Genomic DNA, 22200 nt, shown 5'->3' on the forward strand with positions numbered 1-22200 from the left:
GCTCGGCCCGGGAGGAATGCTTGCCTGTTAATTGTCGAGAGAAACTTCCCAAACGCGTACATTCGATTGCCACACGGGCGTGCCATGCAGCTTCTTCGATGCGCCCCAGATGTCGATGAGGTCGTACAGGAAGATGCCGGGCACATCTTCGAGCATCAATTCGTGGAACTGGTCGAAGATCGCCTGGCGCTTGCTCTGGTCGGCTTCCTTGTAGGCGGATTCCATCAGTTCGATCGCCTTTGGATTGTCCCACATCAGCGAGGCATTCTTGTCCTTGCTGCCGACGTAGAAGCTATACATCAGCGCGGGGTCGAGGCGAGGGGTAACCGACTGGGATATCACCTGGTACTTGCCGCTGCGGCGGCGATCCACCTGTGTTGCGTAATCGAGAACCTCGATCTGCACATTGAGGCCGACCTGCTGCATCATTGCTTGGGCAACCACAGCGGCCGGATAGCTTGGTACATTGCCGCGCTTGTTGGCGATGATCGTGATCGGCTCGCCGTTGTAGCCGGATTCGGCCAGGTCTGCCTTGGCCTTTTCCAGGTCCGTGGTGATCTTTTTCTTCTGGACGTCCGAGTAGTAGATGGAGTCCATTGAAACCATCGAGGGATTCACAGCGCCGGTTCCGTTCGACACTGCCGCGACAAGCTGGTCGAGGTCGAGCGCCTCAGCCATGGCGCGGCGCACGCCGGGCTTGCTCAGGACCGGATCGCGGGTCTGGATGTAGAGAAGATTTTTGCCATTGTTGCGCTGCATGATCAGCTGAACGGCCGCATTGTCCTTGAATTCGGCCACCAGGTCCGCCGACACTTCGGCAGCGTCGAGCGCACCGGACTGGAGGCCGGCCTTGACGGTCGATGCATCCGGAATCGCGGAAAACTTGACGCCGTCCACCAGTGGCCGCTTGGATCCCACCATGCCGTCGGGCTTGCCATCATTGGGCGGCGACACATAGTCGTCAAACTTGATCAAGCGGACGTACTCCCCGCGTTTCCACTCACCCCATTTAAAGGGGCCGGTGCCAATGGGGGCGATGAAGGTGCCATCCGCCGCGATGGATTTCGGACTGATGATGCCGGTGTAGCCGCATTCCGGACGAGCCATGAGGCCCAGGAAAACGGCGGAAGGTGCAGTGATCTTCATGGTCAGCGTGCGGACATCGGTTGCTTCAATACCGGTCACCTTCACCGCCCGGCTGCCGTCAAAATCGGCACGGCAGGTCCATTTGGTGTCTTCCGCCATATAGCGGTTCCAGTTCCAGACCACATCTTCAGCGGTCAGTGCAGCGCCATTGTGGAATTTGACGTTGTCGCGCAGCTTGAATGTGTAAGTGAGCCCGTCTTCCGAGACTGCTACGGACTCGGCGAGGAGCGGCTTGACATCGCCGTTTTCGGTGTAGCCCACGAGACCTTCGACGAGATGAAAGATCACGGAGTCCGTATTGCCGTCACGGTTGACGCCGGGCACATTGCTGCGGATATCGGAGCTCTGCGCGACATTGATCTCACGCGCTTCGGCAATACCGAGAGCCGTCATGACGATCGTTCCTGCGAGAAGTATTTTTTTCATGGTTCCACTCTTCTTGTTTGGTTGTTCGGAATTTCGTCGTCTCGGGGGTCGAGACGCCATTTCAGCGCGACGCCGCCGCTGCCGTTGAGATCGAGCGCCGGAATCGCCGAGAGCAGTTTGCGCGTATAGGCGTTCTTCGGATTGTCGAAGATCGTGTCGCGATCACCCTGTTCAACGATCCGGCCGTCCTGCATGACAATCACGCGGTCGGAGACCTGTTCGACCACGCCAAGATCATGGCTGATGAACAGGCAGGAGAAACCGTAACGCTTCTGCAGATTCGAAAAGAGCTCCAGCACTTGCGCCCGCACGGTGACGTCGAGGGCGGAGACCGGCTCGTCGGCAATCAGGAATTTGGGCCGGCGGGCGATCGCACGGGCGATTGCCACACGCTGGCGCTGGCCTCCGGACAACTGATGCGGATAGCGATCGGCAAAATTACCGCCGAGCCCCACTTCTTCGAGTGTATCGAGCGCGCGCTTCTTCTTTTCCGTGGCGGTAAGATCAGGAACAAGCCGCAAGGCTTCCTCCACGAGCGCGAAGATAGTCATGCGCGGATCAAGCGAGGAATAGGGGTCCTGGAACACCATCTGGCAGTTCATGCGATAGTCGAACCAGTCGCTCTTGCGGCTCTTGCCCTGGAAGAGAATTTCACCGCTGCTTTCCTGCACCAGCCCGGCGATTGTGCGCCCAAGCGTCGTTTTGCCGGAACCCGAGCCGCCAACCAGAGCGACCACTTCGCCGACGTGGATATCGACACTGACGCCATGCAATGCCCGCTTGGCCAAGCCCTTCTTGAACAGGCTTTTGCGTCCGGGAAAATCGACGATGATATCCCGGGCCGAGACCATCGGCGCCTTCACCTTGTCGATGCAACGCACATCGCCGCGGAAAGGCAGGGAAGACAGGAGCTTGCGCGTATAGGGATGTGCGGGCCTGGTGAGGATTTCCCCTGTCGTACCCTGCTCGACGACAACGCCGCGTTCCATCACGACGAAGCGGTTGGTGTAGCGGGCAACCATGGGCAGGTCGTGACTGATCAGCAGAACCGCAGTGCCTTCGGCACGGGTCAGTTCCACCATCAACTCCATGACATCGCGCTGGATTACCGCGTCAAGGGCGGTGGTTGGTTCATCCGCGATCAGCAAGGCTGGCTTCAAAAGCATGACCGACGCCAGCATGATCCGCTGCCGCATGCCGCCCGAAAACTCATGCGGATAGGCGGCCAGCGCACCAGCAGGGTCCTTGAGGCCGACACGGGTCAACATGCGAAGAATGTTCTCCCGGCGCTCGGAGGGGCCCTGCTTCTTGTGGAGGACAAGTCCTTCTTCGAGCTGCCGGCCAATTGTCATCGATGGGTTGAGCGATGTCATCGGCTCCTGGAAGACCACACCGATTTCGCCGCCGCGCAATTGACGCAGCGCTCCATCCTTGGCCTTGAGGACATCCTTTCCCTTGTAGAATATGGAGCCGCCCGCATGACGGATGCCGGGGGGAATGAGGGCAATGATGGCGCGCGTCGCCAGCGTCTTGCCCGAACCGGATTCACCGACGATCCCGACGATTTCACCCGGTGCGACGTCGAAGCTGACGTTCTTGACGACAGAGGTTCCGCTATGGGCGACGCTGAGCGAAAGATCGCGAACGCTGAGGAGCTGCTGCTTTTGATCGCTCATTTCAGACCTTTCATGCGGGGATCGAGCTTGTCACGCAGCGCATCGCCAAGCAGGTTGATGCCGAGGAGGGTCAAGGCAATGCAGAGGCCTGGAAAGAAGCCCAGCCAGGCAGCCTGCTCGATGAACGGCCGGCCCGCGGCAAGCATATTGCCCCATGTCGGCGCAGGAGGTGGTACGCCAAGGCCAAGGAAACTCAGGGCGCTTTCCGACAGGATCGCCCAGCCGAACATGGATGTGCCAAGCACGGTGATCGGCGCGAGGCAGTTGGGCAGGACATGGCGGAACATCGTGTAAAATTCGCTGTTGCCCATGATTTTCGACGCTTCGATGAATTCCTTTTCGCGCAGCGACAGCACGGCACCACGCACGATGCGTGCCATGGAGGGCGTGTAGGCGATGCCCAGTGCGAAGATGATGCCATACTGGTTTGCACCGAAAACTGCGAGAAGACCAAGCGCCAGGAGAATTCCGGGGAAGGCAAGCAGCGCATTGTTGAACGCCATGATGACGCTGTCGATCCAGCCTCGGGCATAGCCGCTGAGCAGGCCGATCAATGTGCCGGCGACAACGGCAAAGCATACCGTGGCCACGCCGATCCATACGCTGGCCCTGGCGCCCACCATGATACGGCTCAAAACGTCACGGCCGAACTCGTCGGTTCCCAGCAGATGCAACCCGCTTGGCGGCGCGAGCCTGGCTGTGAAGCTCAGCGTCATCGGGTCGAACGGCGTCCACAACAGGCCGGTGGCCGCGACCACGAACAGCAGGGCGATGATGGTGCCGCCGATGACACCGTTGAATGTGAAGCGGTTCATTCTGCTGTCACTCGCGGATCGAAGAGTGGATACAGAAGGTCGACCATCAGATTGACCAGTACATAGGCGAAGGCGACAAGCAGCAGGCAGCCTTGAATAACCGGGTAGTCCCGCTGAAAGATGCTGTCGACGAGAAGCCTGCCAAGGCCGGGGATCGAGAACACGGTCTCGATGACCGCGATGCCGCCGAGCAGATTGCCGAGGATCAGGCCGATCATCGTCCAGGTGGGACCAAATGCGTTCTTGAAGGCGTGACGCCACAGCACAGCCTGTTCGGAAAGCCCCTTGGCGCGGGCATGGGTGATATAGTCGAGCCGCAGCACTTCGAGCGTGGAGGCGCGCGCCATGCGAATGAGCACACCCATTTCATGGATGAACAGCGTCGCGACCGGCAGCGCCATGTAGATGAGCCCGGCTTTCCAGTCGGTTGTCACCGAAACATAGCCAAGGACAGGTACCCAGCCGAGCTTCAAACCGAAAAACAGCAATAGCAGCAGGCCGAGCCAGAAGGTTGGAATGGAGAGAAGCACAGTCGCGGTACCGACAAGCGCAAGATCGGTCAGGCTGTTCTGCTTCCAGGCGGCAATGACGCCGGCCGGTACGGCAACAAGGCTGGCGATAAAAACTGCAAGCACGACGATCTGGGCGCTGATTGCGAACCGCGACAGCACGAGATGCAGGACGGGCTCACCCGTGACGATCGACTTGCCGAAATCGCCTGAGAACAGATTGCCGGCCCAGATCATGAACTGGACCGGGATACTCTGATCGAGACCCAATGACGAGCGCAACGCCGCGACCTGCTGCGGCTCCGCCAGGTCACCGAGCATCAGTGCTGCCGGATCACCTGGTATGAGCCGGATAAGTGTGAAAACCGTGATTGCCACGATGACGATTGTCGGCACGGCCATCAGCATTCTGCTGAGAATGAATTTTAACACCGGGTTCCCAATCTGCTCTTTTGAACGGCGCATCTCATTGTCGTGAGCAGCGCCGCCGCTTGGCCTGTTTGAGCCCTATCTATGAGCATATGTGAGAAGATCGCGCAATATTATGAGTAAACGTCATAGGAGTATGCGCGTAGGTTCTGACAAGCGGCGCAGGGAGTGGCATCCCACGGGCCGCGTCTCGCGCCTGCCCTTATCCGTCAGGCGGTATCGTGTTCCATGGAAATCAGCATTTGTTTCAAACGCTTGATCAAAGCATCCGCTGCAATGGAGAGCGGAACACCAGCAGCCTTGGCGAGACCGAACTCCTGTGTCAGGGGCGGGTCAAAGGGCCGGACGACCACTTCAGGGTCCTTGCTGAGATTGGCAAAGAAGCTGCTGATGATCGCAACACCAAGACCATGTGCCGCAAAGGCAAAGGCTGAATTGTTGCTGTGCGTTTCGATCTTCACATTCTGCGGTACGCCCGCACGCCGGAAAACTTCATCCAGTTTCATGCGGTTTGGCCGGTTGCGACCGATAAGGATCAGGGGAACGCCACGCAAATCCTTTGGCGTGATCGTTGCGAGGTCCGCCAGAGCGTGCCATTTGGGAATGACACAGACTTTGCGTCCGCTCGCAATCTTGTCCAGTTCAACCCCGGCGCTTTGCGGACCCTCGTAACGCAGGAAGCCGAAATCGACTGTTCGCTGCTCCACCAGGCGGGTAATGCGCATGGAGGTGTCGAAAAAAGTCTCGATGCGCACCCGCGGAAAAGCCTTGTCGAAGTCGGCGAGCAGTGCCGGCGTCAGATGGTCGGCAAGGCTGTGAGGCAAGGCGATACGCACGGATTCCGGACCGACCGCCCCGCTGCGCAGGTCCTGTGCGAGGTTGCTGAAACGATCGATGCTGGCGAGGACAAGATCGGCATCATAGGCCAGTTTTTCCGCTTCCGGCGTTGGGATGAGCCGGCCCTTGTCCCGCGCGAACAATTGCAGCGACAAATCGGATTCAAGCTGCTGCAGCAGGCGGCTGACACCTGACTGGCTGAGACCCATCGCCCGTGCCGTTGCCGTCGTCGAGCCGGTGACGAGCAGGGTCCGGAGAACTTCGAGTTGTCTGAAATTCATGGGTTTCCTTTTTGATGATTGAATTTCGATCATCCACTGCAGCTTCCGAGAGCTAGCGCATTACCTCGGGAATCGAAATCGATTTTTGCAAAGGATTTTGCGGAAGCTCAAATCGCCGGTACGCTCCAAATCGCGCCCGAAGGCAGCGTCCGGCGTTATATGCGGAAAAGATTGGGCCGGGCTCGACAGTCTCCCGGAAGCAAAATATCTATAAAACATGACCGCAACGAATGAAGATACAATCGCCAGCCGCATCAGCCGCATCCTTGCTGACAGGATCGTAACCGGGCAACTGGAACCGGGGACGAAACTGCGCCAGGATCACATCGCCGAGGAGTTCGGAGCGAGCCATGTGCCCGTCCGCGAGGCGTTCCGCAAGCTTGAAGCGCAAGGGCTGGCGGTCAGCGAACCGCGCCGCGGCGTACGCGTCGCTTCCTTCGACCTGAAGCAAGTGCGGGAAGTTGCGCTCATGCGTGCGGAGCTCGAAGGACTTGCACTAAGACAGGCGGCGCCGCATTTGACGGCGTCGATTCTGGATGAGGCCGAAGAAGCAACTGTTGCCGGGGACAATTCGCGGGATGTGCGCTCCTGGGAGGACGCGAACCGGCGCTTTCACCGGTTGATCCTTGTTCCATGTGCAATGCCGCGTTTGCTTGCGGCGATCGATGATCTGCATTCGGTCAGCGCGCGCTTCCTGTTTTCGGCCTGGCGTTCCGATTGGGAAGTGCGCACGGATCACGACCATCGCGCGATCCTGGGTTTTCTGCGCCAGGGCAATATTGACAATGCCGTCGTAGTGCTCGAACGCCACGTCCAATGGATCGGGCAAAAACCTGTCAAAAGCGCCACAGGATCGACACGGGACGCTTTTGCTATCGTCGGTTGACGGCCGCCTGCGGGTGAGAAGGCCAGGTGCGGGATTATTCGCTACCCGCCCTCGCGCAATTTCCAGCACGAAGCAAGAGCCAGGATGCTGAAATCGTTTTCTTCCCACGGGTGAAAGTAAGGGCCGGCGCTGTCGGCGTCAGCCCGTTTTCCAAAGAACTTGTGCTGGTTTCGGAAAGCCGTTGGTAACACGGTTGCGTTTTCGAACGCGGCAGGTAAAGTTATAGATAATTATGGATTCTATCTATAATTGGTCGCATTCCCCCTGAAGAGCCGAGGAAATCCCCGTATGCCAGAAGCTTCAACGTTGAAATACGATGGTTCAACTCTGTCCGTTTGCGCAGAAGAGCGTTGGAATTTGTCGGATGCGAGAAAAATCTATAATTTGCCTTTCAACGATCTGCTGTTTCAGGCGCACAGCGTCCACCGCGAAGGCTTTGACCCCAACGCCGTGCAATTGAGCCGGCTTTTGTCGATCAAGACAGGGGGGTGCCCGGAGGATTGTGGGTATTGCAGCCAATCCGCGCACAATCCCACCGGCCTTAAAGCTTCCAAATTGATGGAGGTCGAGTGCGTCCTTGCCGAGGCCCGCAAGGCCAAGGAGGGCGGTGCGACACGCTATTGTATGGGTGCCGCCTGGCGCAGCCCGAAAGACCGCGACATGGAGACGATCGTCGCCATGGTCGAGGGCGTCCGGGAGCTTGGAATGGAAACCTGCATGACGCTCGGCATGCTATCGCCGGCGCAGGCGGCAAGGCTCGGCAATGCCGGCCTTGATTACTACAATCACAACATCGACACGTCGGAACGCTTCTACAGCGAAATTATCAGCACACGTACATTCGCGGACCGCCTGGAGACGCTCGCGAATGTGCGGGAGGCGGGAATCAAGGTTTGCGCGGGCGGCATCCTCGGCATGGGCGAAACCACCGATGATCATATCGCCATGCTGGTGACGCTCGCCAATCTGCCGGTTCCTCCTGAAAGCGTGCCGATCAACATGCTGATACCCATCCCCGGATCGAAGCTTGGGAATGCAACGCCGGTTGATCCACTTGAGTTTGTCCGTGCGATAGCGCTCGCTCGCATTCTCATGCCAAGAACCCATGTCCGTCTCTCGGCGGGGCGCACGGAGATGAGCGACGAGATGCAGGCGCTGTGTTTCTTTGCTGGCGCAAATTCAATCTTTGTCGGCGACACGCTGCTGACCGCGGATAACCCCGGCGAAGATCATGACGCCGGGCTGTTTCGCCGTCTCGGTCTGAAGCCGATGGCGCTGGGTGCTGCTGAATGACGACCGAACGTCTTGCCCGCTACGCAAAGACGCTGAGCGGGCTGGAGCGGAAGGGGCGGCGGCGGGCGCTCGCACCACAGGGTGGTATCGATTTCACATCGAACGACTATCTTGGTCTTGCCAACTCACCGCGTATCAATTCGGCAATTGCCGGGGCCTTGGAGCGCGGGGTTGCCGTTGGCTCGGGCGGGTCGCGTCTGTTGCGGGGCAATCACCCGGAACATGAGGCCCTGGAGGCAGATGCAGCCGCTTTTTTCGGAACCGGCCGGGCGCTCTATTTTGGCAGTGGCTATACCGCCAATGCCGCACTTTTTTCAACGCTGCCGCAGCGGGATGATCTCATCGTACACGATGCTCTGATCCACGCCAGTGCGCATGAGGGCATCGCGGCCAGCCGGGCAGGGGCAGTCGCCGCACGGCACAATGATGTTGCTGATTTCGAGGACGCGATCGCAAGGTGGCGCAAAGACGGGGGGAGGGGGCACCCCTGGATCGCCGTCGAGAGCCTCTATTCGATGGATGGTGACCGCGCGCCGCTGGCGGAGCTCCTTGGCCTGGCACAAAGGCATGACGGCTTCCTTGTAATCGACGAGGCGCATGCGACCGGCGTCTTCGGCTCCGGCGGCCGGGGCTTTGCTGCAGGCATCGAGAGCCGGGACAATGTCATCCTGCTCCACACGTGCGGGAAAGCACTTGGCGTTTCCGGTGCGCTTGTTGGCGCCAGCAGCCTGATTTGCGATTACCTCGTAAACCGCGCGCGCTCTTTCATCTACTCCACGGCTCCTTCGCCGCTGATGGCCGCAGGCGTTCGCGAAGCCCTGAAGATCCTGGTCGACGAACCGCGCCGCCGCGCGGATTTCGAGGAACTCTGGACCTTTGCCAATACCCAACTGACTGCCGTGCTTGGTGTCGAAGGCAGCGGATCGCAAATACTGCCGGTGATCATCGGCGACAATGGTCGCGCGATACGCATTGCGGAACGCATGCGTGCGGAAGGTTTCGATATCCGCGCGATTCGCCCTCCCACGGTTCCCGAAGGGACGGCGCGCTTGAGAATTGCCATAACCCTCAATGTCGACAGGCCCGCCATCATCCGCATGTTCGATACGCTCGCATCCATATCCGTCGAGGCGGCAGCATGACGCGCCGTTTTGTCATTACGGGCACAGACACCAATATCGGCAAGACAGTGTTCTCGGCGGCATTGGCCGATGCGCTGGGTGCATGCTACTGGAAGCCCGTCCAATCAGGGCTTGAAGGCGAAACGGACAGTGAGACGGTGTTGCGTCTCGGCCGGATACCATCCTCGCGCGTATTCCGCGAGGCGTGGCGGCTCCATACGCCGGCTTCGCCGCATCTTGCTGCCAGAATCGACGATGTCCGCATCGTTCCGGAAGCGCTGTCTCCGCCGCCGACGCAGTCTCCGCTCATTATCGAGGGGGCGGGCGGTGTGCTGGTCCCCTTGACCGAACGTCAGGTGTTTGCCGATGTCTTTGCCCGCTGGCAGATACCGGTCATCCTCTGCGCCCGTACCGGACTTGGAACCATCAATCATACGCTGCTGTCACTCGAGGCCTTGCGCTGCCGTTCCATTCCGGTTTTCGGTGTCGTTTTCATCGGGGATGAACAAGCGGACACGCAAGGCATCATCGCGGAACTGGGGCAGGTGAATTGTCTCGGCCGTCTGCCGTTGCTTGACCCGCTGACGCCCGGCACCCTCGCCCGGGCCTTCCACGACCATTTCGATATCTCCTGTTTTCAGAAAGCGTCGCAATGACCCGATCGCCCGTCTGGCACCCCTTTACCCAGCATGCGCTGGAACCGGCCATGAGGCGCATTGTAAGGACGGAAGGCGCCTATCTCCTCGATGAACAAGGGCACGCAATCCTCGACGCGATTTCCTCCTGGTGGGTGATCACGCATGGCCATCGGCATCCCTTGATCATGGATGCGATCCGCCGTGCGTCCGGGCTCTATGACCAGATCATCTTTGCCGAATATACCCACGAACCGGCCGAGGAACTGGCGAGAGGGCTGGTCGCCATCGCTCCGGCCGGTCTGGACCATGTATTCTACTCCGACAGCGGGTCGACCTGTGTCGAGGTAGCGCTGAAGATGGCCCTCGGTTTCTTCCACAATTCCGGTGCGCCGCGTTCCCGCATCGTCGTCATGGAGCATGGCTACCACGGCGACACGATCGGTACGATGTCGGCTGGCGAACGGGGGGTCTTCAACGCCGCCTATGAGCCGATGCTTTATGGTGTCGATCGTCTGCCTTTTCCCGTACCGGGACATGAGCAGGACACGCTCGATGCGTTCGAAAGGTTCTGCCGGAGCGGGCAGGTTGCGGCCCTGCTGATTGAACCATTGATCCTTGGGGCGGGAGGTATGCGGATGTATCCCGCGTGGCTTCTGACCGAGCTCAAGGCGATCGCAACAAGGCACGGCAGCCTGATGATCGCCGACGAGGTGATGACCGGCTGGGGCCGCACCGGCACTCTGTTCGCCTGCGAGCAGGCGAACCTCGCTCCGGATATCCTGTGCACTTCCAAGGGGCTGACCGGCGGATCGCTGCCGCTGGCGGCGACTTTGTGTTCGGCCGGGATTTTTGATGCGCATCTGTCTAGCGATCGGAGCCGCACGTTCTTTCATTCAAGCTCCTATACCGCCAATCCGATCGCCTGCGCCGCAGGGCTGGCCAATCTTGCCGTGTGGAAGACGGAGCCGGTGGGGACCCGCATCCATTCGCTTGAAGCCATGCACCGGACACGGCTGGAACGCTTCAGGACGGATCGCCGCTTTGCCAATGTGCGTCAAACAGGAACGATCGTCGCGCTTGACGTGAATGTTCCGGCTGCCGGTTATCTTTCCGAAGCGGGGCCGAAGCTCCGATCGTTCTTTCGCGCAAGGAATCTGCTGATCCGGCCACTTGGCAATGTGATCTATCTGATGACGCCCTATTGCGTGACGGCGGAAGATCTCGACCGGGCCTATGACGCGATCGACGAGGCAGCGAATTTGTTTGCAGGCGATCAATGAGCCGGGTGGCGGCAAGCCGTATCGCCGGGTTCGGCCATTATGCGCCGCAGCGCCGTATCGGCAATGCGCAGATCGAGGGCGAGCTCGGTCTCGAACCGGGCTGGATCGAGCGCCGGACAGGCATCCGATCGCGGCGTTGGGCCCTGGACGGAGAACTGCTTACCGACCTTGCAGCCAAGGCCGGTGCTGCGGCGCTTGAGGATGGCGATATCGACCACGGCGAAATCGCCTTGACTATCCTCGCCACGTCGACGCCGGATCATCTGCTGCCGCCCTCGGCTCCGTTGCTCGCCCATCGTCTTGGCCTGGCAAATTCTGGCGCCATTGATCTCGCCGGTGCCTGTTCAGGATTTATCTATGCCCTGACGCTTGCCGACGGTTTCGTCCGCAGTCAGGGACGGCCTGTTCTCGTGGTGGCTGCCAATATTCTGAGCCGGCGCATCAATCCCGCAGAACGTGCCAGCGCCGTGCTTTTTGCCGATGCGGCGGGCGCCGTCGTTCTGGTCCCGGCAGACAATACGGAACAGGGACTCCTCGGCGTGGATCTCGCGGCCGATGGAAGCCGCTACGACCTGATTTCGATTCCGGCAGGAGGTTCCAAACAACCATTTGCTGCGGGCATGGCGGCGGAGGAATGCCTGATGACCATGCGTGATGGCCGGGAGATGTTTGCCCAGGCCGTGCACATGATGACCCTTTGCGCCAGACGGGCGCTGGCAAGCGCGGAGCTTCAGCCGGCAGACGTGTCGAGGTTTGTGCCGCATCAGGCCAATGCCCGCATCTTCGACGTTGTTGGCGAGCACGTGGGGATTGAGCCCGGAAGGATCATTCGCACCATCGCTGAATACGGCAACTCCTCGGCTGCAACCATTCCGCTCTCACTGTCGCTGGCCCATGATGCACGACCGTTTGTTGCGGGGGAAAAATTGCTGCTGACCGCAGCCGGTGCCGGGTTGACCGGCGGTGCCGTGGTCTGGGGCATTTAATCAGAACTGGCGCGATTTTTGGCTCGAATATCGGGGGATTTGGCCCAAAACCGAGCGAATTTGACCAGAGTTTTTCAACCTACGCACGCATTTCAGATGTGGGCGGTAGTATCCAGGGCCTATCGCACGCAGATTGTGGATCGCGTCAAAAACCTCACTTCCCTTCCGTTATCGAGCGAGAACATGCCGCCTCGTCCCGGGACGACATCGATGATGAGATCGGTGTGCTTCCAGACCTCATGTTGGGATGCGCTCATATATACTGGTGCGCCGCCGATTTCACCCAGGCAAACATCCTGATCTCCAATGATGAAATCCCCTTGGGCGTAACACATCGGGGAAGACCCATCGCAGCAGCCCCCGGATTGGTGGAACAGGATGGGACCATATTCCGACTGCAAGGTTGCGATCAGCTCAAGGGCTGCCGGTGTGGCACTGACTTTGTCTTCCATGATGCTCTCCCTGGAGAATCCATCGATAGCGCTGTGCCGCTATCGATGGTTCGCTACGATCAAGACGTCTTAGAAGAAGCCGAGTTTCCTGGGGCTGTAGCTGACGAGCATATTCTTGGTCTGCTGGTAATGATCCAGCATTTTCAAATGGTTCTCCCGGCCGATACCGGATTGCTTGTAGCCGCCGAACGCAGCATGCGCCGGGTAGGCATGATAGCAATTGGTCCAGACGCGCCCGGCCTGAATTGCGCGGCCGAAGCGGTAGCAGGTATTGGCGTCACGGCTCCAGATCCCAGCGCCCAAGCCATATAGCGTGTCGTTGGCTATCGATAGCGCCTCGTCATTATCCTTGAAGGTCGTCACCGAAACGACTGGTCCGAAAATCTCCTCCTGGAAAATCCGCATGCGATTGTGGCCCTTGAATACTGTCGGCTGGACATAGAAGCCGCCCGCCAGATCGCCGGCAAGAACATTGCGCACACCGCCGGTCAGCACCTCGGCACCCTCCTGTTTGCCAATGTCGATATAGGAGAGGATCTTCTCCAGCTGCTCGCTTGATGCCTGCGCACCGATCATCGTTGCCGGATCCAGCGGATCGCCTTGCACGATCGCCTCAACCCGTTTCAGTGCACGCTCCATGAACCTGTCGTAAATGGCTTCATGGATGAGGGCGCGGCTTGGGCACGTACATACCTCGCCCTGATTTAACGCAAACATAACAAAGCCTTCGATCGCCTTGTCGAAAAAGTCGTCATCTTCGGCGGTCACGTCCTTGAAGAAGATATTGGGCGATTTGCCACCGAGTTCGAGCGTTACCGGTATGAGGTTTTGGCTGGCATATTGCATGATGAGGCGGCCGGTCGTCGTCTCGCCTGTGAAGGCAATCTTGGCAATGCGCGGGCTCGATGCCAGTGGCTTGCCTGCCTCCAGCCCGAAACCGTTGACAATGTTGAGCACACCCGGCGGCAGGATATCTGCGATCAGTTCGGCCAGTACCAGAATCGATGCAGGTGTCTGTTCCGCTGGTTTCAAGACGACGCAGTTGCCGGCAGCCAGCGCCGGCGCCAGTTTCCAAACGGCCATCAGGATCGGGAAATTCCACGGAATGATCTGGCCGACAACGCCAAGCGGCTCGTGAAAATGATAAGCGACCGTGTCATGGTCGATCTCGGAGATTCCACCTTCCTGGGCGCGGATCACGCCAGCGAAATAGCGAAAATGATCGATGGCCAGCGGCAGATCTGCGGCAGTTGTCTCGCGTATCGGTTTGCCATTGTCCCAGGTTTCGGCCTGGGCAAGCACGTCGAGATTGTCTTCCATCACTTGCGCGATCCTGTTGAGAATGACGCTGCGCCCGGCAGGGCTTGTGCGGCCCCAAGCGTCTTTCGCAGCATGCGCCGCATCCAGCGCCGCCTCGACATCGCTAGCGTCGGACCTGGCGATTTCACAAAGGACCTGCCCATTTACCGGCGACGTGTTCTCGAAATAGCGCCCAGCTTTCGGCTCGACGAATTCGCCGCCGATGAAATTGCCATAACGCTTCTTGAAGTTGGGCTTGATTGTTCGGTTGAATTCCACCTTGTTCACGGATTTTCCTCCCTTGCATTGCAACTTGCTCCTGCAAGCCGGCTGCGCTGAAAACACCACCTCCTGCGGTGTCGAAGGTAAGGATTGCGCTCTATGGCTCATGTGTCAGCCCAGCCAGGACAACATCGCCGGTGAACTGTCGCAGTTCTGCGACAGTTGGAAGTAGCAATCGCTGGACGAGATGCCTGATCAGGAGAGGCCAAGCCGTTTCAGTTTGCGATGCAGGGTGGCGCGGCTGATCCCCAGATTGGTCGCGGCAGCCGATACGTTTCCGCCAGTGCGCGCTAAAGCGCGCTGTATGGCGCCTCGCTCGGCGATGGCATAATCGCGCTCGGCATTGGCGTGCTGACCAAGAACATCAGAAGCCGGCACGGGTTTGCTGAGCGATTCATCGGTCAATCCAAGCATATGGCGTGCCGAGCGCGAGGCGCCGATCACAAGGTCATCCTCATCCACAGCAATCAGTGCGTGCATGGCACGTTCGCTTAGGGCGTTTTGCGCGTCTTGCGCCAAAACAATTCGCGCCTTGGGAAATGCCAACCGGAAGTTCTCGGCCTCGACCCGCCGCGCGGCATCAACCACGGCAACGGCAATAAGTTTGACGAAATCCTCGGTCAAGTCGCGGCGGGCTGAGGAAACGTCAATTGCGGCCATCAGACGGCCCCGATGATCGAAAATCGGCGCAACCGTACAGGACAGCGCGGTATTCTTGCTGCGGAAATGCTGCTCGCGGTGGATGGTAAGCGCCCTCTGTTCAGCAAGTGCGGTACCGATCCCATTGGTCCCTTCGCTTTCCTCACTCCATACGGCGCCGGTCCAGAGCCCCATCCGGTAGAAAGTTTCATCGTCAGAAGCGGAACCGCGACGGTCCACCGGAACGCCATCCTTGTCTGCCAGGAGTACACAGCAACCCGCTCCGCCAACGGCTGAATAAAGCCGGTCAAGACTGGCCTGTGCGGTGTGGATCAGGGACCCGAGGCGCTCCCGCGCCTCATTCAACTCGCGTTCGGTCAGGACGTTTGGCGGCGTGCCCTCCCCGGGATTCAAACCGTAGAGCCGCATGGATCGCCGCCATGAGGCGACGAGCGCAGACTGCGCTGCAGCACTCCCTGTCAGCGCCGATTGGATATGGTCGGCATGCAAGCCGTTATGCAGTGTTCCCACGTACTCCTCCCAGAGGCCGGGCGATCAGCCGATCAATGAGCCACCATAAGTCGGTTATGACCGCCGTCAAGCTCGTGTTGACCCTCCACCTTGCATCGCCTGAACGGTCAGCCAGGTATGACGGGTGGTCCGCTCGACTGCCGCAGGATCAATTCGACCGGCCAGACCTCATGAAGGTTTTCGACGGGTTCACCGTCAAGTATCCGGACCAGCATCTCGGCAATGCGCGTGCCCGCAGAACGTATCGACGAGCGTGTTGTCGTCATGGACGGCACCATATTGCTGGCGTTGAGATAAGGAAATACGTCGTCATGGGCGATGATCGAGACTTCCTTGCCAAGCTGATAGCCTTTTGAACGGATGGCGCGGAAGACACCAAGCGCTGTCATCATGGATCCGGCAAGGATGGCCGTCGGATGCGGTGCATAGGACAAAAGCCTTTGCGCTTCACGAAACCCGGTCTCGTCAGAAAATCGTTCATGCACGATGAAACGAGGGTCAATTGGAACGCCCCGCTCGAGAAGCGCCTCGCGATAGCCAAGCTCGCGATGTTCAGAAAATGTATGTCCTTTCAGACCATCGATCATGGCGATATGCCTGTGACCAAGATCAAGGAGGTGGGACGCAGCTTGACGGAAGGCACCGGCATTGTCGATGTCGAGCCATGCATGCGGTGCCTCGATATTTGTTCGCCCGTGCAAGACGAAAGGAAATTTGGCTTCGGTCAGCATGGCAACCCGCTCGTCCATCAGCGTGGGGCCTGTGACGATGATGGCATCCACACGTTTGCTGGAAATGAGCCGCCTATATGCCGAAATTTCATCATTGTTGATGACGGGACTCATCAGCAGGTCCATTTCATCCTGCGAAAGCCGTTCAGCCAACCCGGAAAAGAACTCGCTCGTGTGCGGACCAAAGCGTTCACTCCGGTCGTTCGGCATGAGAATGCCGATCGCACCAATCCGCCCGATGGCAAGGCGGCGGGCGTTGGCGTTGGCACTGTAACCGAATTTGAGCGCGGCTTGGCTTACACGCTCCCGTGTCGCGCTGTTGACCTCAGGATAGCCATTCAGGGCGCGACTGACGGTTGTCTGCGACAGGCCCAATTGTTCAGCCAATTCCTTGAGTTTCATAACCAGCGATCCAATATCCGATACTTTAGAATGTGAGGCCCATGTTTCAGCGACCCCCACGGGGCCAGCAAGGACATATGACTGCAAATGCTGAACATAACTATAGCATAATTTCAAAGCGCTTTGGAATATTTGCGGAAACAAGGTGATGGCGCGGGTCGGCTGCTGCGTTTCCACAATGGCCCAGAGCAGATTCTCGCTTGCGGATGCACCCTTCTAATCTATTGAAACAAAACAATATTATCACCTGCTGCGTGCTGGTCAGCTGCCAGCTCTTTATAGGCAAATAATTTTGCGGCTTGACAGTTGAAAATCGCTTTGCCATTTTCCATCCAAAGCGCTTTGAATTTCACATTCAGAGCCTGCATTCAAAGCGCTTGAGGAGGAGTTTTGAGGGCGGGGATTGCCGTTTACTACGTCAGCGGTGGGTCTGATTCCGTCGGATTTTTGGGAGGAAATCGTGAAGGCAAAATCATTTGTTGTAACCCTTTTGACCACCACTTTGCTGGCTTCCGGGGCATTTGCAGCCAACCTTTCTATCGTCTCCGGCGATACTGGCAATGGGCGGGAATTCCTGCGCAAGCAGCTTGATCGCTTTGAAAAGGAAACGGGCAACAAGGTGTCCATCGTTGCCATGCCTGCGAACAGCTCGGATAATTTCGGCCAGTACCGGTTATGGCTCGCTGCGGGCAATACCGATATCGACGTTTACCGCACGGATGTGATCTGGGCACCGCAATTGGCGGACCAGTTTCTTGATTTGAAAGAAGCCGCCAAGGACGTCATAGGCCAACATATTCCGTCGATCATTGAAAGCCAGACGGTGGGTGGCAAGCTTGTGGCGCTCCCAATGTTTACGGATGCGCCGGCGCTGTATTACCGCAAGGATCTGCTGGAGAAATACAAGAAGCCCGTACCGAAAACCTGGGATGAAATGGCGGCAACCGCCAAGGAAATCCAGGATGCAGAACGCACGGCCGGCAACAAGAGCATGTACGGCTATGTGTTTCAGGCCAACGCCTATGAAGGCCTGACATGCAATGCGCTGGAGTGGGTCAAATCTTCCGGTGGCGGTCAGATCGTCGAGCCCGATGGCACGATCTCGATCAACAATCCCGACGCAGCCACTGCTATCGACCGGGCCAAGGGTTGGGTCGATACGATCTCGCCAAAGGGCGTGCTTGCCTACACGGAAGAGGAAGCCCGCGGCATCTGGCAGACCGGCAACTCAGTGTTCATGCGCAACTGGCCCTATGCATATGCGCTTGGCGGGAGCAATGACAGCACGATCAAGGGCAAGTTTGACGTCGCTCCCTTGCCAAGCGGAAAAGAGGGCCAAAGCTCTGCCGCAACGCTTGGCGGCTGGAATCTGGCCGTTTCCAAATATTCGAAAGCTCCGGAAGAAGCTATAAAGCTGGCCCTGTTTCTTGGTTCACCCGAACAGCAGAAGGAGAGGGCGATCGCCCTGGCGAGCATGCCGACGATCAAGGCGCTATACGACGACAAGGATATTGCCGCGGCACAACCCCTGATTCCTAACTGGAAGCCGGTGTTTGAGAGTTCTGTTCCCCGCCCGTCCGCGCCGACCAAGGTAAAATACAATGAAGTGTCCAACATGTTCTGGAGTGCGGTCCACGATACATTATCGGGCAATGGCACCGCTGCCGACAATCTTGAACTTCTGGAAGCCAAGCTGACGGAACTTCAGGGAGGTAGCTGGTAGGCCCCTGCCAGCGAAGGGCACGGTGCGGATGGTGTTCAGAACCTCCCGGACACCATTCGCACCGCCTGCCTGACCGCATCTCGACCAATCCGGAAACATGATTACGGGCAGGAAACGACCATGACGCCTTCCAGCGCACGTTCAGAGCTTTTGCGCCAGCGCGCCCGTTCAGCGCGGCTATTTCTCTTTCCGATGATCCTTGCCCTGGCCATTGTTGCTGGCTGGCCCTTGCTCCGGACCATCTATTTTTCCTTCACCGATGCTTCGCTGACCAATATGGGCGCCGCGAAATGGGTGGGATTCAAGAATTACCTGTCCTGGATCCAGCTGAAAAGCGGCCGTACGATCTATTCGGGTCTGCTGGTCGATCCGACCTGGTGGAATGCCGTCTGGAATACCGTCCGTTTCAGCATTATCTCCGTGGCACTTGAAGCCTTCTTCGGCATGATCGTAGCCCTCGTCCTGAATGCAGAGTTCAAGGGCAGGGGCATCGTCCGTGCGGCAATCCTGATTCCTTGGGCGATACCGACGATCGTTTCTGCCCGGCTGTGGGGGTGGATGCTCAATGATCAGTTCGGCATCCTCAATGATCTTTTCATGCGTTTGGGCCTTATCAGTCAACCCATCGCATGGACAGCCAGCGCCGATACGGCGATGACAGCCGTGTTGATCGTCGACGTCTGGAAAACCACGCCCTTCATGGCGCTTCTGATCCTTGCTGGTCTGCAGATGGTTCCGAAAGACATCTATGAGGCAGCGCACATTGATGGCGTTCATCCGATCCGGCAATTCTTCCGCATCACACTGCCGCTGATCAAGCCAGCTCTAATGGTTGCAATCATCTTCCGCCTGCTTGATGCAATGCGCATTTTCGATCTGATCTACGTCCTGACGCCGAACAGCTCCCAGACAAAGACCATGTCGGTACTGGCGCGGGAGAATCTGATCGAATTCGACAAATTCGCCTACGGGTCGGCGCAATCGACGCTGCTGTTCCTTGTCATTGCGATGATGACTGTTGCCGCGATCTGGCTTGGGCGCGTGCGGATGGATGGAGGAGACCGCTGATGATCTGGAACCTCACCAAAAATACTGCCTTTTATGCATTGGTTGTTCTGATTGTCATTCTGGCGGTGTTTCCGTTCTACTACGCGATCATCACCAGCTTCAAATCCGGCAGCGCGCTGTTTACCGTTGAATATTGGCCAACCTCGTTCTCGCTGGATAACTACGTTTCGGTTATCAATGCTGGCAGCTTTACACGCAATCTGCTCAATTCGGTTATTGTGTCGACCCTGGTCGTCTTGCTGGCATTGCTGATAGCAGTGACAGCATCCTTCGCGCTCGCACGTGTGCGGTTTCGTGGCCGTTCCATGCTGCTGCTGACAATCCTGTCCGTTTCGATGTTTCCGCAGATTGCGGTGCTGGCAGGATTGTTTGAGGTGGTCCGCTTTCTCGGCCTCTACAATACACTCTGGAGCCTCGTCTTCTCCTATACGATATTTACGCTTCCCTTTACCGTGTGGGTGCTGACAACCTTCATGCGGGATTTGCCCGTCGAAATTGAAGAGGCGGCGATCGTGGACGGGGCAACGCCCTGGGTCATAATCACCAAGGTCTTCTTGCCGTTGATGTGGCCGGCCATGGTGACGACCGGGCTGCTTGCGTTTATCGCAGCGTGGAACGAGTTCCTCTTCGCACTTACCTTTACCTCCTCGACCGAAACGCGGACCGTGCCCGTCACCATCGCGCTGCTGTCGGGGGCAAGCTCGCATGAAATTCCATGGGGCACCATCATGGCTGCGTCCGTCATTGTCACGGTACCGCTCGTTGTTCTCGTCCTGATTTTCCAACGCAAGATCATCTCTGGCCTCACCGCTGGCGGTGTCAAAGGCTAAGGAGCTTACAAATGACGGCAATTCATCTCAACAATGTCCACAAATCCTTTGGCACCTTCGATGTAATCAAGGGTGTCGACCTTGAAATCAGTCCAAGCGAGTTCATGGTTTTCGTTGGCCCTTCCGGCTGCGGAAAATCCACGCTGCTGCGCCTGATCGCCGGGCTTGAGGACATTACCTCCGGCACGCTCGCCTTCGACGACAAGGTGGTCAATAGCCTGACGCCCTCTCAGCGTGGTATCGCCATGGTGTTCCAGTCCTATGCGCTCTATCCGCACATGACTGTTTTCGACAACATGGCTTTCGGTCTGAAACTCGCCAAAGGCGAAGCCGGCGAGATCAAGCGGCGCGTGCATGAAGCTGCGGAAATGCTGCAGATCACAACCTATCTCGATCGTCTGCCGAAACAGCTTTCCGGTGGTCAGCGCCAGCGTGTTGCCATTGGCCGGGCTATCGTTCGCGATCCGAAAGTGTTTCTTTTCGATGAACCTCTGTCCAACCTTGATGCCGCACTACGCGTACAGACTCGCCTCGAGATAGCTAAACTGCACGCGAAAATGCACGAAACGACAATGATTTATGTGACACACGATCAGGTGGAAGCCATGACGCTGGCGGACCGCATCTGTGTGTTGCGCGATGGTATTGTGGAGCAGGTCGGGACTCCGCTGGAGCTTTACGAAAAGCCGCAATCGATCTTTGTTGCAGGTTTCATCGGCTCGCCAAAAATGAACTTTCTGACTGAAAAGCATGCCCACACCTACAAAGCGCATACCCTGGGCGTGCGGCCGGAACATCTTCAAATCAAGGAAAAGGATGGCGCTTGGGACGGCAAGCTGATCCTGTCTGAAAACCTGGGTTCCGAGACATATCTCTACATCGATATCGGCGCGAAAGACCCGCTTGTCGTCAGGCAGGACGGCACGGCACGTCAACAGCCTGGCGAACGGCTCTACATTTCGCCAATCAACGACAATGTCCATCGCTTCGACCAATCCGGCAGGCCGGCGGCGGCACATTAGAAGAATTAGGCAACGAATGAGCCGGTAATTCGTTGCCCTTGAAATCCTCCCAACGGCACATGGAATGAACAGGAACAAAAAATGACTATCCGAACCCTCGTCTGGGGCGAAAATGTTCATGAGCAGATGAACAAGACCGTCGCCGAAATCTATCCCGAAGGCATGCACAATCAGATTGCCAAGCTTCTGGCGGCCGACAGCAATCTTTCCGTCAAGACCACGACCCTGCAGGAACCTGAGCACGGCCTGACCGACAAGGTACTCGAAGAGACGGATGTCCTGATCTGGTGGGGTCACCGCGCCCATGGCGATGTCGCTGATGAAATCGTCGAGCGTGTCGCAAAGCGCGTTTGGGAAGGCATGGGTCTGATCGTCCTGCATTCTGGCCACTTCTCAAAAATCTTCAAGCGTCTGATGGGGTCGCCCTGTGCGCTGCACTGGCGTGAAGCGGGCGAACGCGAACGACTGTGGGTGGTCAATCCCGGTCATCCCATTGCCAAGGACTTGCCTGCATATTTCGAGCTCGAAAACGAGGAAATGTATGGCGAACCGTTCTCGGTTCCGGAGCCGCTCGAGACCATCTTCGTATCGTGGTTTCAGGGCGGCGAGGTGTTTCGATCGGGCCTCACTTACCGCAAGGGCGCGGGCAACGTATTCTATTTCCGTCCCGGCCATGAAACCTACCCGACCTACCATGACCAGACGGTCGGGCTCGTGCTGCGCAATGCCGTGAACTGGGCATACAATGCCAACCGCTATCCTGAGCTGAACACAGCGCCCAACGTGCCGGTCGAGAAGGCAATTGAGCCAATCACCGCACGGGGCGGCAGCCTGCACGAAGCGGGCGAGGAAGGCTTTCGTTAGGCGGCCTTTTGATGCGGCTGGCGCTTGATCCCCG

The 22200-nt window shown here is 58.1% G+C and carries 21 protein-coding genes; 11 read left to right on the forward strand and 10 right to left on the reverse strand.

Translation table 11 applies throughout. From position 1 onward, the window contains the following. Positions 1-27 precede the first annotated feature (27 nt). From CU103_RS18680 to CU103_RS18700, 5 genes are all read right to left on the reverse strand, one after another. Entirely contained in the window at positions 28-1572 is a 1545-nt protein-coding gene (locus CU103_RS18680) for an ABC transporter substrate-binding protein (protein ID WP_106665560.1), read from the reverse strand. Further along, complete coding sequence (locus CU103_RS18685) at positions 1569-3248, reverse strand: ABC transporter ATP-binding protein (RefSeq protein ID WP_106665561.1); 1680 nt, start codon at positions 3246-3248, stop codon at positions 1569-1571. Before CU103_RS18685 ends, CU103_RS18680 begins: the two co-directional genes overlap by 4 nt. Further along, complete coding sequence (locus CU103_RS18690) at positions 3245-4063, reverse strand: ABC transporter permease (RefSeq protein ID WP_106665562.1); 819 nt, start codon at positions 4061-4063, stop codon at positions 3245-3247. Before CU103_RS18690 ends, CU103_RS18685 begins: the two co-directional genes overlap by 4 nt. Beyond that, positions 4060-5004 carry an ABC transporter permease gene (locus CU103_RS18695; protein WP_106665711.1) on the reverse strand — a complete coding sequence of 315 codons (945 nt, stop codon included), beginning with the start codon at positions 5002-5004 and terminating at the stop codon, positions 4060-4062. The genes CU103_RS18690 and CU103_RS18695 overlap by 4 nt, the downstream gene beginning before the upstream one ends. A 206-nt stretch (positions 5005-5210) precedes the next feature. Then, complete coding sequence (locus CU103_RS18700) at positions 5211-6119, reverse strand: LysR family transcriptional regulator (protein ID WP_106665712.1); 909 nt, start codon at positions 6117-6119, stop codon at positions 5211-5213. A 217-nt stretch (positions 6120-6336) separates the two neighbouring features. Here CU103_RS18700 and CU103_RS18705 point away from each other — a divergent pair, with 217 nt between their 5' ends. The 6 genes from CU103_RS18705 (at position 6337) to CU103_RS18730 (ending at position 12323) form a co-directional block, all read left to right on the forward strand. Beyond that, a complete protein-coding gene (locus tag CU103_RS18705) occupies positions 6337-7005 on the forward strand; it encodes a GntR family transcriptional regulator (RefSeq protein WP_106665563.1) in 669 nt (222 codons plus the stop codon). A 288-nt stretch (positions 7006-7293) separates the two neighbouring features. Next, complete coding sequence (gene bioB / locus CU103_RS18710) at positions 7294-8298, forward strand: biotin synthase BioB (RefSeq protein ID WP_106665564.1); 1005 nt, start codon at positions 7294-7296, stop codon at positions 8296-8298. Continuing rightward, a complete protein-coding gene (locus CU103_RS18715; RefSeq protein ID WP_106665565.1) occupies positions 8295-9440 on the forward strand; it encodes an 8-amino-7-oxononanoate synthase in 1146 nt (381 codons plus the stop codon). Before bioB ends, CU103_RS18715 begins: the two co-directional genes overlap by 4 nt. Then, positions 9437-10075 (forward strand): dethiobiotin synthase, encoded by a 639-nt coding sequence (gene bioD, locus CU103_RS18720; protein WP_106665566.1) that lies wholly within the window; start codon positions 9437-9439, stop codon positions 10073-10075. The genes CU103_RS18715 and bioD overlap by 4 nt, the downstream gene beginning before the upstream one ends. Next, positions 10072-11337 (forward strand): adenosylmethionine--8-amino-7-oxononanoate transaminase, encoded by a 1266-nt coding sequence (locus CU103_RS18725; RefSeq protein ID WP_106665567.1) that lies wholly within the window; start codon positions 10072-10074, stop codon positions 11335-11337. Before bioD ends, CU103_RS18725 begins: the two co-directional genes overlap by 4 nt. Then, positions 11334-12323, forward strand: coding sequence for a beta-ketoacyl-ACP synthase III (locus CU103_RS18730; RefSeq protein ID WP_106665568.1), 990 nt, complete (start codon positions 11334-11336; stop codon positions 12321-12323). The genes CU103_RS18725 and CU103_RS18730 overlap by 4 nt, the downstream gene beginning before the upstream one ends. Before the next feature lie 119 nt (positions 12324-12442). Here CU103_RS18730 and CU103_RS18735 read toward each other — a convergent pair whose 3' ends face one another. The 5 genes from CU103_RS18735 to CU103_RS31470 all read right to left on the reverse strand — a co-directional run bounded on the left by CU103_RS18735 (position 12443) and on the right by CU103_RS31470 (position 17027). Beyond that, positions 12443-12775 (reverse strand): DUF779 domain-containing protein, encoded by a 333-nt coding sequence (locus tag CU103_RS18735; RefSeq protein WP_106665569.1) that lies wholly within the window; start codon positions 12773-12775, stop codon positions 12443-12445. Between the two features lie 69 nt (positions 12776-12844). Continuing rightward, positions 12845-14362, reverse strand: coding sequence for an aldehyde dehydrogenase (adh, locus tag CU103_RS18740; protein WP_106665570.1), 1518 nt, complete (start codon positions 14360-14362; stop codon positions 12845-12847). A 189-nt stretch (positions 14363-14551) separates the two neighbouring features. Beyond that, on the reverse strand, positions 14552-15526 hold the full coding sequence (locus CU103_RS18745; RefSeq protein WP_106665571.1) for a GAF domain-containing protein: 975 nt from the start codon (positions 15524-15526) through the stop codon (positions 14552-14554). A gap of 107 nt (positions 15527-15633) precedes the next feature. Continuing rightward, positions 15634-16659, reverse strand: coding sequence for a substrate-binding domain-containing protein (locus tag CU103_RS18750; protein WP_106665572.1), 1026 nt, complete (start codon positions 16657-16659; stop codon positions 15634-15636). A gap of 221 nt (positions 16660-16880) precedes the next feature. Next, entirely contained in the window at positions 16881-17027 is a 147-nt protein-coding gene (locus CU103_RS31470) for a hypothetical protein (protein WP_170117060.1), read from the reverse strand. A gap of 92 nt (positions 17028-17119) precedes the next feature. On the opposite strand from CU103_RS31470, the gene CU103_RS18755 reads away from it, so the two are divergent. From CU103_RS18755 to CU103_RS18775, 5 genes are all read left to right on the forward strand, one after another. Beyond that, positions 17120-18382, forward strand: a complete 1263-nt coding sequence (locus CU103_RS18755) for an ABC transporter substrate-binding protein (RefSeq protein WP_106665713.1) — start codon at positions 17120-17122, stop codon at positions 18380-18382. Positions 18383-18502: 120 nt separating this feature from the next. After that, the gene (locus CU103_RS18760; protein WP_106665573.1) at positions 18503-19450 is read left to right on the forward strand and encodes a carbohydrate ABC transporter permease; all 948 of its coding nucleotides are present in this window, start codon (positions 18503-18505) and stop codon (positions 19448-19450) included. Further along, complete coding sequence (locus CU103_RS18765; protein WP_106665574.1) at positions 19450-20280, forward strand: carbohydrate ABC transporter permease; 831 nt, start codon at positions 19450-19452, stop codon at positions 20278-20280. The genes CU103_RS18760 and CU103_RS18765 overlap by 1 nt, the downstream gene beginning before the upstream one ends. A gap of 11 nt (positions 20281-20291) precedes the next feature. Beyond that, positions 20292-21302, forward strand: coding sequence for an ABC transporter ATP-binding protein (locus tag CU103_RS18770; RefSeq protein ID WP_106665575.1), 1011 nt, complete (start codon positions 20292-20294; stop codon positions 21300-21302). 81 nt (positions 21303-21383) lie between these two features. Further along, on the forward strand, positions 21384-22166 hold the full coding sequence (locus CU103_RS18775) for a ThuA domain-containing protein (RefSeq protein WP_106665576.1): 783 nt from the start codon (positions 21384-21386) through the stop codon (positions 22164-22166). The last annotated feature ends 34 nt before the right edge of the window (positions 22167-22200 follow it).

The organism is Phyllobacterium sophorae, assembly GCF_003010965.1.
In the GTDB taxonomy this organism is placed as follows: Bacteria; Pseudomonadota; Alphaproteobacteria; order Rhizobiales; family Rhizobiaceae; genus Phyllobacterium; species Phyllobacterium sophorae.